This is a genomic window from Mucilaginibacter phyllosphaerae, assembly GCF_004378255.1.
Taxonomy (GTDB): Bacteria; Bacteroidota; Bacteroidia; order Sphingobacteriales; family Sphingobacteriaceae; genus Mucilaginibacter; species Mucilaginibacter phyllosphaerae.
The window spans coordinates 26,993-43,020 of record NZ_SNQG01000008.1 but is presented as its reverse complement, the minus strand read 5'-3'; the positions used below and the strand labels follow the sequence as shown (position 1 = coordinate 43,020).

The 16,028-nt window shown below is 44.1% G+C and carries 18 protein-coding genes and 1 pseudogene; 7 read left to right on the top strand and 12 right to left on the bottom strand.

The genetic code is table 11. The features are described from left to right. Window positions 1-12 precede the first annotated feature (12 nt). From E2R65_RS18650 to E2R65_RS18635, 4 genes are all read right to left on the bottom strand, one after another. Window positions 13-612, bottom strand: coding sequence for a hypothetical protein (locus E2R65_RS18650; protein ID WP_134338013.1), 600 nt, complete (start codon window positions 610-612; stop codon window positions 13-15). After that, window positions 612-1,181 carry an OmpH family outer membrane protein gene (locus E2R65_RS18645; protein WP_204986335.1) on the bottom strand — a complete coding sequence of 190 codons (570 nt, stop codon included), beginning with the start codon at window positions 1,179-1,181 and terminating at the stop codon, window positions 612-614. Before E2R65_RS18645 ends, E2R65_RS18650 begins: the two co-directional genes overlap by 1 nt. A gap of 809 nt (window positions 1,182-1,990) precedes the next feature. Further along, window positions 1,991-2,365, bottom strand: a complete 375-nt coding sequence (locus tag E2R65_RS18640) for a hypothetical protein (RefSeq protein WP_134338012.1) — start codon at window positions 2,363-2,365, stop codon at window positions 1,991-1,993. 83 nt (window positions 2,366-2,448) lie between these two features. After that, entirely contained in the window at window positions 2,449-3,381 is a 933-nt protein-coding gene (locus E2R65_RS18635; protein ID WP_134338011.1) for a hypothetical protein, read from the bottom strand. 304 nt (window positions 3,382-3,685) lie between these two features. Here E2R65_RS18635 and E2R65_RS18630 point away from each other — a divergent pair, with 304 nt between their 5' ends. From E2R65_RS18630 to E2R65_RS18600, 7 genes are read left to right on the top strand one after another with little or no spacing between them, the layout of a single operon-like run. Further along, window positions 3,686-4,645 (top strand): fibronectin type III domain-containing protein, encoded by a 960-nt coding sequence (locus tag E2R65_RS18630; protein WP_134338010.1) that lies wholly within the window; start codon window positions 3,686-3,688, stop codon window positions 4,643-4,645. A gap of 2 nt (window positions 4,646-4,647) precedes the next feature. Beyond that, the gene (locus E2R65_RS18625; RefSeq protein WP_134338009.1) at window positions 4,648-5,151 is read left to right on the top strand and encodes a hypothetical protein; all 504 of its coding nucleotides are present in this window, start codon (window positions 4,648-4,650) and stop codon (window positions 5,149-5,151) included. Then, window positions 5,148-5,741, top strand: a complete 594-nt coding sequence (locus tag E2R65_RS18620; RefSeq protein WP_134338008.1) for a toxin-antitoxin system YwqK family antitoxin — start codon at window positions 5,148-5,150, stop codon at window positions 5,739-5,741. Before E2R65_RS18625 ends, E2R65_RS18620 begins: the two co-directional genes overlap by 4 nt. Window positions 5,742-5,750: 9 nt before the next feature. Next, window positions 5,751-7,013 (top strand): hypothetical protein, encoded by a 1,263-nt coding sequence (locus E2R65_RS18615; RefSeq protein ID WP_134338007.1) that lies wholly within the window; start codon window positions 5,751-5,753, stop codon window positions 7,011-7,013. Further along, window positions 6,995-7,363 carry a hypothetical protein gene (locus E2R65_RS18610; RefSeq protein ID WP_134338006.1) on the top strand — a complete coding sequence of 123 codons (369 nt, stop codon included), beginning with the start codon at window positions 6,995-6,997 and terminating at the stop codon, window positions 7,361-7,363. Before E2R65_RS18615 ends, E2R65_RS18610 begins: the two co-directional genes overlap by 19 nt. Beyond that, window positions 7,356-7,856: a PulJ/GspJ family protein gene (locus tag E2R65_RS18605; RefSeq protein WP_134338005.1), complete on the top strand. Its 501-nt coding sequence runs from the start codon at window positions 7,356-7,358 to the stop codon at window positions 7,854-7,856. Before E2R65_RS18610 ends, E2R65_RS18605 begins: the two co-directional genes overlap by 8 nt. Continuing rightward, window positions 7,843-9,000 (top strand): type II secretion system F family protein, encoded by a 1,158-nt coding sequence (locus E2R65_RS18600; protein WP_134338004.1) that lies wholly within the window; start codon window positions 7,843-7,845, stop codon window positions 8,998-9,000. The genes E2R65_RS18605 and E2R65_RS18600 overlap by 14 nt, the downstream gene beginning before the upstream one ends. Before the next feature lie 12 nt (window positions 9,001-9,012). Here E2R65_RS18600 and E2R65_RS18595 read toward each other — a convergent pair whose 3' ends face one another. The 8 genes and pseudogenes from E2R65_RS18595 to E2R65_RS18560 all read right to left on the bottom strand — a co-directional run bounded on the left by E2R65_RS18595 (window position 9,013) and on the right by E2R65_RS18560 (window position 15,994). After that, the gene (locus E2R65_RS18595) at window positions 9,013-9,534 is read right to left on the bottom strand and encodes a hypothetical protein (protein ID WP_134338003.1); all 522 of its coding nucleotides are present in this window, start codon (window positions 9,532-9,534) and stop codon (window positions 9,013-9,015) included. Window position 9,535: 1 nt separating this feature from the next. After that, complete coding sequence (locus E2R65_RS18590; RefSeq protein WP_134338002.1) at window positions 9,536-10,750, bottom strand: hypothetical protein; 1,215 nt, start codon at window positions 10,748-10,750, stop codon at window positions 9,536-9,538. A 1-nt stretch (window position 10,751) separates the two neighbouring features. Beyond that, window positions 10,752-12,686: a type II secretion system protein GspD gene (locus E2R65_RS18585; protein WP_221229894.1), complete on the bottom strand. Its 1,935-nt coding sequence runs from the start codon at window positions 12,684-12,686 to the stop codon at window positions 10,752-10,754. Window positions 12,687-12,692: 6 nt separating this feature from the next. Next, window positions 12,693-14,126, bottom strand: a complete 1,434-nt coding sequence (locus E2R65_RS18580) for a GspE/PulE family protein (protein WP_134338001.1) — start codon at window positions 14,124-14,126, stop codon at window positions 12,693-12,695. Further along, complete coding sequence (locus tag E2R65_RS18575) at window positions 14,126-14,605, bottom strand: hypothetical protein (RefSeq protein WP_134338000.1); 480 nt, start codon at window positions 14,603-14,605, stop codon at window positions 14,126-14,128. Before E2R65_RS18575 ends, E2R65_RS18580 begins: the two co-directional genes overlap by 1 nt. 55 nt (window positions 14,606-14,660) lie before the next feature. Next, window positions 14,661-15,086 carry a type IV pilin protein gene (locus E2R65_RS18570; RefSeq protein ID WP_134337999.1) on the bottom strand — a complete coding sequence of 142 codons (426 nt, stop codon included), beginning with the start codon at window positions 15,084-15,086 and terminating at the stop codon, window positions 14,661-14,663. Continuing rightward, window positions 15,083-15,658, bottom strand: a pseudogene (locus E2R65_RS18565) (RHS repeat-associated core domain-containing protein); the annotation flags it as partial. The gene E2R65_RS18570 and the pseudogene E2R65_RS18565, both read right to left, overlap by 4 nt. A 27-nt stretch (window positions 15,659-15,685) precedes the next feature. Further along, a complete protein-coding gene (locus tag E2R65_RS18560; protein ID WP_134337997.1) occupies window positions 15,686-15,994 on the bottom strand; it encodes a hypothetical protein in 309 nt (102 codons plus the stop codon). Between the last annotated feature and the right edge of the window lie 34 nt (window positions 15,995-16,028).

Below are 16,028 nucleotides of genomic sequence, written 5' to 3'. Positions count from 1 at the left end.
TTTTAGATGGTATTAATTTACTACTATATTTTGTATTTTTTTGATATCAGATACGGCTATGTCAAAATAAAGATCCCCTATATTCAGTCCGAACTCTTTTATATGAACTTTTATATGATGAGCTGTAAGGAGCTTTTTTTTATCAAAAACAATTAACAGGTTATTAGCCGTCCCCATGCCATAAGTCGGCTGAAAAGTACAACTTAACGGCGCTACAGGCCGATCATTATTAGGTATAATGTCAATAAAGTTATTCATCCTAAATGCCATAACCTGAACCATTTCGCTATACTGATCAAAAGGTAACTGTCTTATCAGCTCCTTGTTATTAGCCGACAGGCTAAGCACAAAAAAAAGATTATTCCTGAACATCCCGGCCTTTGCTGTCCCTGGTTTGTCTTGATTTATGTTAACTGAAGTAAGTTGCAAGGGCTTATATGTTAAAACTGCTTTTATCTTTCCTGCCTGCCGGCATTTTTGCAATCCGTTTTCAGGATCATTTATATAGGCAATCAATTCCGTTTTATTGGTGATTTTCTCCTTACAGGATAAAAAGAAAACCGCAAATGAAAGGAAAAGACCTATGGACAAGAACCGGGTCAATTTGTTCATTACTTTTTACCTTTGACATATTCATCATTAATCTCCTCTATTACCTTTGCGGTAATATCCAATCCATCGCGTGCATACGCTATCGTGCCCAATTGGTTTGCAATAAGAATGAGTTTATAATTATGCGTTTTACCGTAGTTAGTCAGAAAAGCATTGATCTGGGACACGACGGCCTGTGTTAACTTTCCGTCTTCCTGTTTAGCATTCTCCTGAATACCCCGCTGATAATCAGATAGCTGCTTTTGTTTTGATTGAATAAGCTGCCTGGAAAGGTCTTGTTCTGTTTTTGACATCGTCGCTATACTTCTTTCATATTTTTGTATCGCTGCTTTAACGTCATTTGTCAAAGTGTCCATATTAGATTGCCAGACTTTCGCTTTTACTTCATAGGCCTTTTTTGCTTCCAAAGTGCCTTTGTATTCATTCAGGATCTTGGCCGAATCAACATAGGCGATTTTCTCATTACGGAATAAAAAGTTGAACAGCAAAAAGAGGACAACAGTTAAAAGCAGAATTTGGTAGCCCCACATAAATACCTTGTTCTGTGGTTGATTTGAGGATTTATTCATATATATAATTACTGGTTAGAAACGGCAGAGGGTCCGGCGGGTGTTCTTATTCATTTAGTTAGGCAAATTTTAACAAGGTAAATTTTAACAAGGTAAATTTTCAGACATAGCACTTAGACTATACTTCGCACTTGGAAACGTGAAGAAATGGGAGATTTTTTCGATCTGATAAAAATGATCGCATTAGTATTGCTTTGTGTTCCACAACGTCATTATCCTTTGTGGCCGCCGACCTAATATAAGTGAATATTGTGTCACCGAACGGGTCCAATAGCATTTTCTTCATAAATGATAAGTATTCAGATCAAAAATTTATTGGCAGTCAAACTGATTCCCAATCCTATAAAACTATAAAAAATAGTTGAGTATTAAATGCAAAAAACAGAATGTTTATTCATCGTGCATAAAGGTTAAAAGTTTTGCCATTATCACACTTAGGCCTTATACATTCCGCCTTGGCGGCGTATGCTGACACGTTCAGCTAAACTGATGAAACAAGCCATGAACAAACAGAAATTCAGGCTTTGCTATTTTCGTTTCCTCATTATTTTTCGCTTCCCGTTAGCCCGGCAACGCCATTTTACAAGGCACTTATCTATCTTAATCCTCGCCGACGTATTGTTTAACTTCCGTGGGATAGCAGTTTATAGCTTTTTTTCAATATATAATCGGGCCCATGGATCAATTTTCATCCTTATGGAAGTGGCAATGGGCTTCAGTTTACAGCACTACACCCTTTAGTATCTGTTGTTCCTGCCTGTATATTCCCGGCAGCATTGATAACCATGCACGATGTTAACACTGCATATTTAGTGTTTTTTCCGCTTCCTATTTGGTGCATTTTGTACGGATGTTCTAAATAGTTGCTTTAATTCAGTTATCTCTTTTTGTTGCGCAAGCAAATAAAGCGTAAGTTCTTCAACCTTTTTGGTTAGCAGCCTGTTCATTTCTCCCAGCTTAATCCCGTTATCAACTACCTGTCTTTCGGGTGGCATTTCGGGCAGATGATGGTTGAGATCAATATATTGTTTCACTACAGAAAGTGCGGGCAGCTTATAATCTTTATTAAACACATAATCCGGCCAACCTGTTAGGTCTACCTTAACTTCCTTTGTGTGGATCGTACCGTTTACAGCAAGTCTTTCGGTAGGATTGGAAGTCCCGATACCTACGTTACCTGTCACATTTGTTACTGTGATATAATCGTTTGTGCCCAATGACGCAGCGTTCGACAGTTTGAATTTTTTTGCGTCCGACTGATCGATGCCTAGGTGAAAGAAGCGCCTGAAACATTAAAAGCTAAACCTGCATCACCCGTATCTGTATCCTGGATCAGTGCTGCCGGCACCAGAGAACTGGCTTGGGCAACTACCAGTTTATTCTGCGGGTTTGCTGCACCGAACCCGGTATTCCCATCAAAATAATTTATGTCAGCTGTGCCTGCCTGGTAAACTCCATATCCCTTTGTTACGCCGGCAATCTGTTGCGGGCGGATCATGACGCCATAACTATTTGTGATGGTGCCTGTTGAAGCCAGTATCGGGCTGCTTGCATAAAGATTATTGACGGTTGCGATAATACCGGTACCGCGATGCGCCGCGGTGGAAACCAGCCCGAACATCGAGCCGACATTTGAGGATGAAGCCGTATTGGTTCCCATTTGCACGTATATACCAAACAAACCCGCTGAAGAATTTGCGGATGGGTTTGCAATCAACTGTAAACCAAGTGCTCCTCCCGTACCGCTTGTAATGGTGGAGTTATAACGAAATGCGACTTGCTGATCAGTCAAAATTGAGGCGTTACCGCCCACAGATAAAAGACTAGCCGGAGCGGCGACCCCTATACCGACTTTACCATCGGATGTGATCCGCATTTTTTCAGCAAGGGCAGTGCCGCTGTTGGTGTACAACGCCAGGTCACCCGCCGCATTACCGGTATTCGTATTGACTCCAACCACCGCCGCTTTTGTCCGGATCCCAGGTTGCGTACCAAAAGAAATACCAATAACCTCATTCAGCACATTGGTAGCTGTCTGCAAATTGACTGCGCTTGTTCCTGAGGCATCAATAACCTGCAGCTTGTTTGAAGGCGTTGTGGTTCCGATACCGACATTACCCGTTGGCGTTGGAAAAGTGTTTTGCGACACAGCCCGTGAAAAGATTCCGATCAGGGCGATAAAAAAAAGGTGTTTTTTCATTTTATTAGTTTCGTCTTTAGTGTTCTGACGGATTAGAGGAAACGGTTATTTAATTTCCGCCAGCTTTTTCAATGTGGCACAATGTCCCGCTTCACATGGATCGTATCCATTTTAAGGCTTGATCAAAAACAAAGTCGATTAAATAGCCGTGTCATCCGGGTGCCGTTGTTTCCAGCGAGCCTTATATATGGAGTTCGATTAAAAAATTACGTGATTGAGCTGAATCAATATAGCTATGCCAATAAAGCAGCCATTCTAAAATCGCTTCTACAGTTTTATTAAAAAAGTTATATTTTAGTGCTGAATGAAATTAAAATTTTTCTTTAAGCCGGCAGGGATGATCACAGTATTGATCTTGTTGCTTTTTTCCTGTAAAGAGTTTATCGAGCCATCCATTGATAAAAGATCAGTTACCCTGCAGGCTCCCTCTGATAATTACAGCAGCCCGAAGTACAATGTCAGCTTTTGGTGGGATGAAGTAGAGGATGCGTTGGGTTATCGCCTGCAGATCGTCAGCAATAACTTTTCCTCACCAGGCGGCCTGATCGCCGACACCGTTATTACAAAAAATACTTTCTCCATGAACCTGGATCCCGGCGTATACCAGTGGCGGGTAAGTGCAGAGAACGGTAGCTCAGTAACAGCTTACAGCGCGGCAAGAACACTTACAGTATTGCAATCCTCTATCAAACAACAGGCTGTGGAACTCAGATTACCGGCCAATAATGCGCTGATCAATAAATCGCTGACCGCTTTTCAATGGAGCAGCCTTTACGGCGCTACGCAATACCATATAGAAATCGATACCAACAACTTTGTTAATGAAAACGCGCTGGTTTACGACCAGACCGTACCCGGACAACAGGTCAATTTTTCCTTACCAAAGGATATGATCTACCAATGGCGGGTCAGGGCCGAGAATGATACCGCGCAGGCAAGATGGTCTGCTATTAACCAGATCACGCTGGATAAAACACCATCGGAAAAAGTCACGCTCAACTCCCCCATCAATAACCAGACCGTCAACAACCCAGTAAATCTGCAATGGCAGGCACTGGCAGGGGCGGCTAAATATAAACTGTATATTCTAAAGGCCGACTCGACGTCTAATTTTAGCCAAAACTTCCCCCTGATCGTTATATCAACCAATTATACATTTTCTGGAGCTGAAACCGGCAGCAAGGTTTACTGGAAGGTCAGTGCTATTGATGCAGCAGGGAATGAAGGTGACGCAGGCACAGCCAGAAATTTCACCGTACAATAACGATGAAAAGGAAGACGATCAACTATTTACTTGGTTTCGCTGTATTCCTTATTTGGGGTTTGATCTTCTGTAAAGTAATCGCCGCGGCCTGGGGAGATGATGACACGGCACCTGCGCCGGCAGCACGTCGCCCCGAAAAAGTATACGATGATTTCGCAGTCAAAAAAGATACAACAAAACTCGCCCTGAACTACAGAGACCCCTTTCAATTAAGTGCATCCCATGCTATAGATACGACCAGGCGGCTTCCTGTTATAAAAGTAAAGGTTACGTCCCGCCCCGTTCCGGCCAGGACAGATTGGAGTTTTATCAAATACTCGGGATATATTGCCAACCCCGCCACCAGGAAAATTATTTCTATTTTAGTTATCAACGGACGAAGCGCTATGCTTCGCGAGGGAGAAACAGCCGAAAATGTAAAGTTGCTGAAAAACATGCGCGACTCCGTCAAAATATCTTTTAAAAATAAAATTCAATATATATCCAGGAATACAGCTACGTTATGAGAAAAATTTTATGTTTCCTGCTTTGTTTTTGCAGCAGTTATTTGATGGCCCAGAAAATGCCCGATTACGGTTTTGACCGGATAAGGATAACGCAGGATGACAAGGTACTGCAATTTGAGACCCTGCCCGTAAAGGGCCATCCTGTAACGAAACCGGAACGGTGGTATTTTTGGTATAGCGCAAACCAAATACAAAACACACAGGGCGGATATAGCGGAAAGTTGCTGAATGGCGACTACCGCTCCTACTACCTAAACAAGAACCTGATGGAACAGGGTACGTTCAGCGCCGGGCTTAAAGACGGCACCTGGAAAAGCTGGACGGCAAACGGTGTCCTCCGGGAGATCCTCAGCTGGAAAGATGGTTTGATGACAGGAGAATTCAGTAAATATGACGATAAGGGCAAACTACTGGTTTCCGGGCGATATAAGAATGGTGTGATGGATGGGCCGGTACGGAGCTTGGGGAATAAGGATTCGGTAATAACAACCTGGTATAATGCAGGTGCCATAGTAGAACATAAGCCTCTTTTAAAACGGATCCATCTTTTTCCACACAAAAACAAACCGCAGCAAACCGTGACACCATAACCTGGCCATATGCTCAAGGCTTCATCACTTTACATCGTTATTATCATTTCTTTTATCATAGCGTTGATCTGCTCTTCGCTGATCGCCGCTGCTTATTTTTACAGGTTAAACTATCAAAAAAAGTTCCGGTCCGATAAGTTGCAGAATAATCTCGAGTCGGGTATCAACCTGCTGCTTTCAGAAAGTGAAACGCCCTACCGGGAAACGGAAAAGGTCAACCTGTTTAATAATGATGCCGATTCGGTTATTACCGGCAAACTTCCCTGGGGTGTTTTTGATATTGGCACTGTTCGGGCATTCATTCAGCAGGACACTTTGCAAAAAAGCTTCATGATCGCTAAAAACATTGATTCGGCAAACTGGATGGCCCTTTACCTGATCGATGAAGACCGGCCGCTCTCCGTTAGCGGGCAAACCCTTATCCGTGGTAATGTCCGCATCCCGAAAGCCGGGATAAGGGCCGCATATGTTGATGGCAAGGCCTATAAAGGCGACCCCAAATTTGTAGATGGTCATATCTATAACAGCGAACGTGAAATACCGGCGTTTGGCAAGCAAAGGCTTGAGCAGCTAAATAATGCGTTCTCTGACACAAGCCGGTCCTCACCCTTTCCGATTGGCGACAGCCTGGTGAAAAATTCTTTTTTCAAACCGACCCTTTTGCTGAAAACAGATGGCAAATCTGTCATCAAAAACATGGAGATAAAAGATAATATTGTTTTGTATGCTGACACTACGCTCTATATCGACAGTACCGCCCGTTTAGATCATATTATGATTTTTGCAAGATCCGTAGTATTCGGGCAAGGGTTTAAAGGCAATTGCCAGGTATTTGCAAGAGATTCGGTCGTTGTCGGCAAAGGATCAGTATTTACTTACCCCTCTTGTATCGGGCTGTTACCTGAACCCGGTCGAAAAACCGGTATATCCCCTAAATTGAGTATTGGCGAGGCCACACGCTTCGAGGGCATCGTGTTTTATTATGAAAAAGAAAAACCAACTATCCCTACTATCATATCTTTTGGCAAAAAAGACAAAATAACGGGCCAGATATATGTGCAGGGGACTGTATCGCTAAAAGACAGCGTTGAGATTTCCGGCAGTATCACCTGCCAGAAATTTCTTTATCAAAGCAATTCCTCTTCATATGAGAATTTCCTGATCAACACGCGCATAAGCGCAAAAGCATTATCCCCGTATTACCTCACATCCGATCTGCTGCCTGTAACTGGCAGAAAGAAAAAAATTTTGCTATGGCTGGAAAGAAATTAAAACTGAACGGTAAGCTAAAATCTTCCAGTATCATGGAAGTGGTCATAGCTATGGTGCTCATCATTATTGTTTTCGGCATTGCCATGTCCATATTCGCCAATGTGTTCCGTACATCCTTGTCTGCCAAACAGCTCAAGGCACAAGCTACGTTCCAGGACATTTTTTTAACAAGCGGCCCAGGCGAAGTCTTCGAAAACCGCACCTTTCAGTCAGGTGATTTCACCATCAGTCAGACCGTTTCACCTTATGGTAATACAACGGACCTGATCAGTGTGCAACTGGAAGCCTTTGACCAGAACAATGAAAGCATGGCGGTAAGCCGTAGAATAATATTTGCAGAACATGAGTAAGCTTAAAGTTAAAGCCTTTACCATCCTGGAGCTCGTTATCACAATGATGATTTCGGCCATACTGATCGGCCTGACGTTTACCATATACGGTATCGTTACCCGTTCTTATCATTCATTCAGCAAAAAGAATGACGAAGTTATGGTTATGCTTACGCTCGACAGGTTATTAAGAAGGGATTTTTCAAAAGCAGAGGCTGTCAGGCGACAAGGATTGAAGGTCCTGATCATCGGCCAAAATGATACCACCTCTTACACTTTTGATAGCGGTTTTCTCGTCCGTACGCGGGGTATTACAGATACCTTTAGAGTTGATTATCAACAGCTCGACTCAAAGTTTGAGGGCCGCCCCCCCGAAACGAATCCCGATTCTGCCGTATTGCAGGATGAATTATCCTTTAGTATTACTTACCACGATCAGGTAATCCCTTATCATTACTTTAAACAATACAGTTCGGAAACCCTTTTTCAAAACGATCATTATGCCATCCATTGACTTAAGTAAATATGACTCCGGAAAAAAGAACAGGGCCGGCGGTAAACCGTTGCAGGAATCAAAATCGCAGCAGGAAAGTATCTGGAACCGGGATATCAGTTTTGGCAGCGGGGAACTTTCTGATAAAAAAAAAGAATTCCTTTACCTGGAACTAAGTTCACTGCTTCAGGCAGGTATCGATTTTAAAAGCGCGTTTGAACTGGCTACCGCTGAACAGGAACAGCAAAAAGATAAGACTTTGTTTACCTCCGTTAAAGAGGCCGTATTAAAAGGACAGCCGTTTTCAAAAGCACTTGAACAAAGCGGCAGGTTTTCATTGTACGAGGTATACAGCCTGCAGATAGGAGAAGAAACGGGTAAACTCATTGAAGTGTTGCAAGACCTGGCTAAGTTTTATAAAAGCAAGATCAAACAACGCAGGACAATCGTTTCGGCCCTCACCTACCCTGTGATCGTACTGTCCGCCTCGGCGGGAGCTATATTTTTCATGCTAAAGTTCGTTGTGCCCATGTTTGGGGAGGTCTTTAAACGTTTCGGCGGCGAACTGCCCTGGGTCACACGGCAGGTAATAGACTTGTCAACCGCTGTAGGTAAATACTTTATGCCGTTTGCTGTCATCATCATTACGGTGACTGTATTTATTTATCGTTTTCGTAAAGATGACCGTTGGCGCCGGGTTTCATCCGCCCTCATACTTCGCCTGCCGATGGTTGGCAACCTGGTACAGAAAGCCTACCTCGCCCGCTTCAGCAATTCCATGCGTTTGCTTATACACGCGGAACTCCCATTACTCAGGGCCATCGCGCTCAGCAGGCAAATGATCGGTTACTACCCCGTGGAACGCGCGTTACGGGCAATAGAAGATGACATACTAAAAGGCCGGTCCCTTCATGAAAGCCTGAAAAAATTCAGGATCTTTCCGCCCAAAATGATCCAGCTGATTAAAGTTGGTGAAGAGAGCAAGAAACTTGATTATTTTTTTGCCTGGGTGGCCGAGCAGTACCTGACTGAAGTAGAATATAAAACATCCACCCTCAGCAGTGTTATGCAACCCCTGATCATTATTTTTCTTGGGCTTATCGTAGGCGTAATTGTGGTTTCGATCTATTTACCGTTATTCCAGATGAGCAACAGCTTTCAGTAATTCAGCAAAACTTTATCGGGCAGACAAGAACAACACTTCCAGCACAGGCATTTTGAGGTCACCGGTACGCCCCTTTTCCGGGAGTTTTATAGCGGCCGACCGGATCACACCTATCTGACTGCTTTGCTGCAATTTCTGCAGGGTCTTGAGCAGCGCGAAGTAATCGCCCTGGAAAACCAGTTTTTGAATGCTAAACTTGTCCGTTTTGTAAAATGGGTCTTCAGCCGGGACTTCCAGCAACCTCACATTTTCTTTTGACGCGGTTATTGACACCGTACTGATAATACTGTTCCGGAATGTCGCAGAATCTGCCTTATACAACTGCGATATGCTTTCAAGGTTATGGCCCTTTCGTTTCAAGTAACCCGGCTGTACAGACACATCACCAGCAAGGCTTAAATTTTTTTGCAGTTCTTTGTGTACCGTCCATAAAGCGATCGTTTTTTTGAAAGCCAGCTGATAACTGATCAGCAGCAATACAAATACGCCTGCTGTTAAAAGATATTCTTTCTTTACCGTTAATTTATCCCACATATCAATACTCCAGCAATATTTTGAACTGGCCTGTATTCAGTTCGTTATTATACGTATAACTTTCCAGCCTTGCATTCTTAACCCAGGCCATCGTTTTGACCCTGGCGATCCATTCATTAACATCCAATACCGCCGCCGCGTTACCGCTGATGCTAAGTCTGCGGTCAGCAAAGCGTACTACTTTATCCTGCCTGCTTCTCTGCGGATCGACCGGGTTGATGTTCACCTCTTTCCAGGTAATGCCTTCGGGTAATAAAGCGGCCACTTTATCAATCAGCATACTTTTATTTATTCCCCCGTCCCATCCGAGTTCCTTCAGGAGGATTTCATCCCGGCTTACGCGTTCTTCAATTTCCCGGATACCCTCCGTATCCCGCGAGGACCGGCTTAATTGTGCTGACAGCCGGTCATTATCGGTAAAAAGCCATGAAAACAGGACGGTATTCACAGCGAGTAAAACAAAAAATATGGCCAGGATCATAGCCCCGGTTATTTTTAGTTTTATAGCATCCAACAATCCGGTTAAATTGGACCGCAACAGGGGTACTTCCGCACACACCGGTTCAACTTTCTTGGTCAATATGACCTGAAACGCCGCGGCGTATGGTAAGATCATCCTCTCCAATAGTGTTTCCATATCTGCTTTAATAGGGAATTGCGCTGTCATATCCGGTTTATACCCATAAGACAACCATTCCTGGTGCTCGTTATAGCTGATCCGATGCCCATTAAAAACAAGGTCTTCCCCGTAATTATTTAACTGGTTTAAGATCACATCTGCGGGAAATGGCCCCAGGGAAAGCATTACCGGTTTGAAACCCGCCGACGCGCATGCATCAAGCAGCTTATCTGCTTCGGATCTCCTGATCACAGATGAGAATATATTATTGCCGGAAACGAAACGCTGCATAAAAAAATCATCCGGGTTTGCGCCGGGCATTATCCTATCAAATTCAACAGTGTCAGCAGATCCGGCCGTTTCCTCCTGTTTGTTCACAACGCCTCTCCCGGTTATGTTCAGGGCTATAATTGATTTTGCAGGGAGTAATTTAAAAAGCTCGTTAAGAGATGTGCATGCAGGTATTTGCTGGTTGATATCCAGCTTGCCTTCCCGCCGAATTACCTGACATGCGTCAGCCGAGAGCCCACCATTGGCTGATAAACGGATGCTAATGCCAATGCACTGACCGATATGAATGAACTTTGCAAGTGCCATCTTAACGCTTCACGATAGGTTTTATAAAAAGCACGGTTACCACTTTGGCATTTGTGCGGCTCCGGCTGCTAAATATCCATTTCAAAACCGGTATCCTGGATAGAAACGGGATACCTGAACCACTTTCGCTGTTCTCGGTTCTTTCAATGCCGCCGAGCATGATCATATCTTCGTTATGTACCCGTAAACTGGTTTCAAACTCACTAATGGCCTGAGGAGGCGGGGAACCGTCACTGGGGATCGAGGTGAAGTCCGCCATGCTCACTTTTATTTTAAGGGTCACCTCGTCATCTCCTGAAACCACCGCGTCGACCTTAATGGAGAGATCAGCTTTAACTTCCTGGTAATTATCTGTAAAAATAGAACTGGGATTACCGAGTGATGGAATTACATTTTGGGTCCTGTTCCTGTAATAGGCCTTCTTACCAATACTGAAGGTAGCCGGGTGTCCATTCATAGCCGATAGTTTAGGAACAGAGCGAATATTTACATTTTCATTTGCTTCCAGCGCCTGCAAGCTGAGGTAGAAGTTTGGTGTGACATGTCCCAGATTAACCGAGGTGGACCTGCTGATACTATTCAGAAAGCTATTGATCGACTTTGCGCCAAAAGTATAATTGATTCCGGGAAGCACCGTTCCGCCTGTCCTGACACTATCCGAGATCCCGGCGCTGATCCCGGTCGAGACGGTTCTGGAATTGTGGATATCGATCATCATCACTTCTATGGTCACCACAGGCACCAGTACATCAAGACGTTTGATAAAATCCTCCACCTCTTTAATCTGCGCGCCGGAACCTGATAATAATAGCGTGTTTTGTTCCCTGAATTCTTTGATCTCAATACCGCGTTTCCATTCGGCAGGAATCATGTTGATGATCGTATCAATCGACCTGTTCTGAACATGTATCGGCTTGAACGCCCTCAACCCCTCCAGTTTCCGGTCGCCGATAATATAAATCCCTTCCTCCGCATGAAAAGTATAATCTGTACTTTTGAATAACAGTGTCAGGAAGGTTTCATATGTGATATCGTTGACATGTAACGTGATGGTACCCTTCAGGTCAGAGTAAATAGAATAACTCTTATTGGTTTCCTGGGAAGCGTATTTAACCAGGTCAGCTATCGGCGCGTTAACAGCATCTGCCGAGAGCAGTTTCTGGCCGCCCACCATCCTGCTGAAAATACCCGACGCACCCCCGCTGTTCCCCGGGGCCTGGGGTCTGAAATTCTTCCGTACCGAAGTCCTTTTATCCCCGTTCACATAAACTTCTTCGTTCTCTTCCAGCGTTTGGAACAGGTAAAAACCATCATCTGTTTTAGTTACTTTGATGCCGTTGGTAAAAGCAAGGCTGCCCAGGGCCTTATCAAACTGGGCAGCCGCAATAAACCCGCTGACCATTTTACCCTGCATCTGTACAGGCACCACGACATTGATGCCTGACAATTGTGTTATCTTACGGGAGACCGCCACGAGGCTATCGTTAGCCAGATCAAGGGATAAGGTATTGTCCAGTCGCGAATATTGTATTTTAAGTTCTTTTACAGCAGGTTTCAGTAACTGGTTGGGGTCCTGATAAGGCGTTACATAAATGATGTTACCGACAATAGTGAGGTCAAGATTGTATTTTTTGGCCAGCAATAACAGGATGTTAGATGCCGAAACATCGTTAAACGTATCAAATACCGGAAAATTCAAGCCCGGATCACTGCTGATACTTAAGTTGCTGGATTGGGAAAGCGCATTCAGATAATCTTTAATGGAAACGCCGGTCACCATTAGCCGTACTTTTTGATTGAGTCCCGGAACTTTAGCGGAAAGGTTCTGCAGGTTTTGCTGGATAACCCCGATCCTGTCCACCTGCTGTGCCTTCGAACAAAAAGGCACAAGGTACAGGAAAGCGATCAGCACTGACCGGGTAAAAGTTTTATACATACAATATCAATAGTTAAATAACAAAGGGTAAATCTCTTCAATAGAGGTCAGGCCTTCTTTAAACAGATCAAATGCATTTTCCGAAAGCGTTTCCACGCCCTTCTCTTTTAACAGGTCCTGAATATACATATTCCCGTTTTTAATTTCAAGTGCCAGTTCCCGATCGATGGGAATAACTTCATAAACCGCCTTTCTACCCTTATATCCCGTATAGTGGCAATGCTCGCAACCTTTTGAAACATAATGATGAGTTAACTGCACGGGCGGCGTAAATTGTTTGGGAAACGCGTCGTCAACCATCAAAGCTTTTTCTTTACAGTTCGGACACAATAACCTGATCAGGCGCTGTGCCACAGTAGTATTCAGCGTACTGGCTACCTGAAAAGACGGGATGCCCATATCAATCAGGCGGGATACCGTCCCCCAGGCGGAATTGGTGTGAATGGTAGACAGCACCAGGTGACCGGTAAGCGCAGCCCTGATGGCCATCTGAGCCGTTTCGGGATCCCTGATCTCCCCCACCATAATCACATCCGGGTCCTGCCGTAAAAATGTGCGTAATGCCGCGGGAAAGGTAAGTCCGATAGATTCTTTGAGCGCGACCTGGTTGATGCCTTCCAGGGTATATTCCACCGGGTCTTCGATGGTCAGGATATTCCGGGTCTCTTTATTAAGTTCTTTAAGAGAGGCATACAAAGTGGTGGTTTTACCGGAACCTGTCGGCCCGCTGATCAGCAACAATCCGTTAGGACGTTTGATCCCCTGTAAATAGTTATTCAGGTCAAACTCAGAAAAACCCAGGGTACGCAGGTCAATATCTGTGGCGTCATTATTTAAAAGCCTCAATACCACTTTTTCCCCGTAAAGCGTCGGCAGGATTGATACCCGGATATCAAATTTTGCATCTTTTTCATCGAAGTTAACACGGCCATCCTGCGGTAAACGTTTTTCAGAAATATCCAGATTGGCAATGATTTTGATCTTATTGATCAGTTCCGGATATTCATCTTTTTTTAATAAATAACGTTCAACCATCATCCCGTCTACACGGATCCTAACGCGGCATTTATTTTCATAACTTTCAATGTGAATATCGCTGCTTTTCAGGTTTTTCGCTTCACGGATCAGGTCTTTTAAGAAATCGTCTGCGTTATGGTGCCCGGGAGCGACAGCCTTCTCGCGCCCCGCTGGTTGTTTTAAATAATACTTGGATAAAAGTACTGTTATACGAGAAGCATGAATCGGTTTTAAGAGCACCTCATACCCAAGCAACGTCTCCAGTTCTGCAGACAGGCTTTCCTGGTCTGCGCCCTCCTCACAATAAAGCGTCAGCTGATGATCAGATCGGCTGCAGGGCAACACTCGATAGTGCCATGCAGCCTCCTTTTTCAACCAGTGCAGGTTTTCGGTTAGTAAAATGATATCTTCTTCCGCCGCCATTACCCGCCAATTAAAAAAAGCAACCAGTTATCACTGGTCAGATCGATTGATCTGTTCGACCAATCGATGATTAAAAAAACGGACAGGATCAATGCCTGTAAGCCGGCAAGTGGTACGTGCCTGTAGGCTGTTCCCGGCCTCAAGCTGACCCATATCAGCCAAAGCACAATGATGATAAACAAACTGGTGATATAGAATAAAATGAAATTCAAAAGCGTAAAAAAAAAACAGATACACAAAAGAAAGAGGATATCACCCCAACCGATCAGTTTATCCGGAAGATAAATAAGCCTGCGCTGCCTGAGTGATATATATAGCCAAACTACGGTAAATACTACCAGTAAAAAGGCAATGTTAAGCGCAGTATTAAACAAAACTTCTTTTAAATAAATCCCGCTAACTATTCCGTGGGCAATGTATAATAGGGCAAGTACCGGAAAAAAAAGCCAGCTTACCGCCCTGAAACGGATGTCCTGCATAAACACGGTCCAGAGACAGGCGACGATTAAAAAATTCAGCAGCGGCAACAACACTTTAATCCGGGGTAACTTCTTTAATCGTTTTATCCTGGTTGATCTCCCAGACATTGAACACGCCGTCACCATCAAAATCGGTAACGGAAGTAGCTCTTGCGGTAAAAGTGGTAGTGGTTACATTTGTAATTTCGACACGGTAATTTGCGCGGCCATCTTTATCGTCTGTTACCAGTTTTTCCTGAATAAAGCCCAGTTCTACCAGGTCCTTACTGTATTTAGAATGTTCATAAAAGTAGCTTTGTTCCAGAAGCTGCACATGGGCGAGATTGGTTTTCGCCTCCACACTTTTTGCTTTAGTGATCAAGGGTAGAAGGTTTGGAAGGATCAGGAAAACTAAAATACCAACGATACAAAGCACTACCAGTATCTCTGTAAGGGTAAAAGCTTTAGCTTTACGGAATAGTATAAGATAAGGTGTATTCATTTCATTAAATGGCGTACTAAGCTAATCATTTGTTTTGAAAATATAGGCAATATTTTATGATTTCCTACATTCAAAGTATCCTTAGTACCAGTAATTAAAGGCACTATTGCAATTGTGTCAGGGTTTAAATAATTAGAATAAAAGCTTTCTGCATCAAATACCAAACCCCCTGTTTGATATCCATATTTAAAAGCGCCATCTCCATTAAATCCGTGAGCCCCAACAGTCTCAAGGAATGCTCCTAATTGATCGAACGATAAGTTATTGGCAGAAGCTGCTTTATCAGGATTGTATATAGACGTGGCACCTGCAATTGCTGCTGCACGTTCAAAAAAATCTTGCGCATAACCCCATTCCTGTTCGCTTGCATAGGTTTTCATCCAAAAGGCGCTTGATAAGCCACCCACATACTTCAACGGGCCAAATGATTCTATCTCTTTTTTTGATAAATTCCCCAAGGGATCATTAAACGCCACCGGGTTATTATTCCCGTACTGGTAAACGCTCATGTCCTCGGTAGCCTCAGCCGTGGGGTCAACGGCCAGGAAACGGCCCAATGCCTGGTCATAGTTACGGTAGAACGTTTGCTGCCAGTCGGGCTAGTCGGCAAAGTCGTTCTGCCATTCAGAACCGCCGTTATACAGGTTCTTGTTCGGCGCGGTTGGCAAGGCCATCGTGCTGGTCATGCTCATGCCGTAGGCGTAATAGCTGTTCTCCTGCACTACTTTGGCTGTGCCCGTGCCGCTGTCCTCAAAGCTAATGCGGGCGTTACCCTGGTGGTCGGTAATGATAAACTCCTGTTTTAGGGTAACCGTTGCCCCGCCCGTGTTCCTTAACCCTGCCCTCCGACATGCCAAAGTAATCCAGCTGGGCTGCGCCCACGCCTGCCGTGGTATAAATGAACCCATCTATATAGTCAGTTACTTTGAGTAAGGTGTAAGC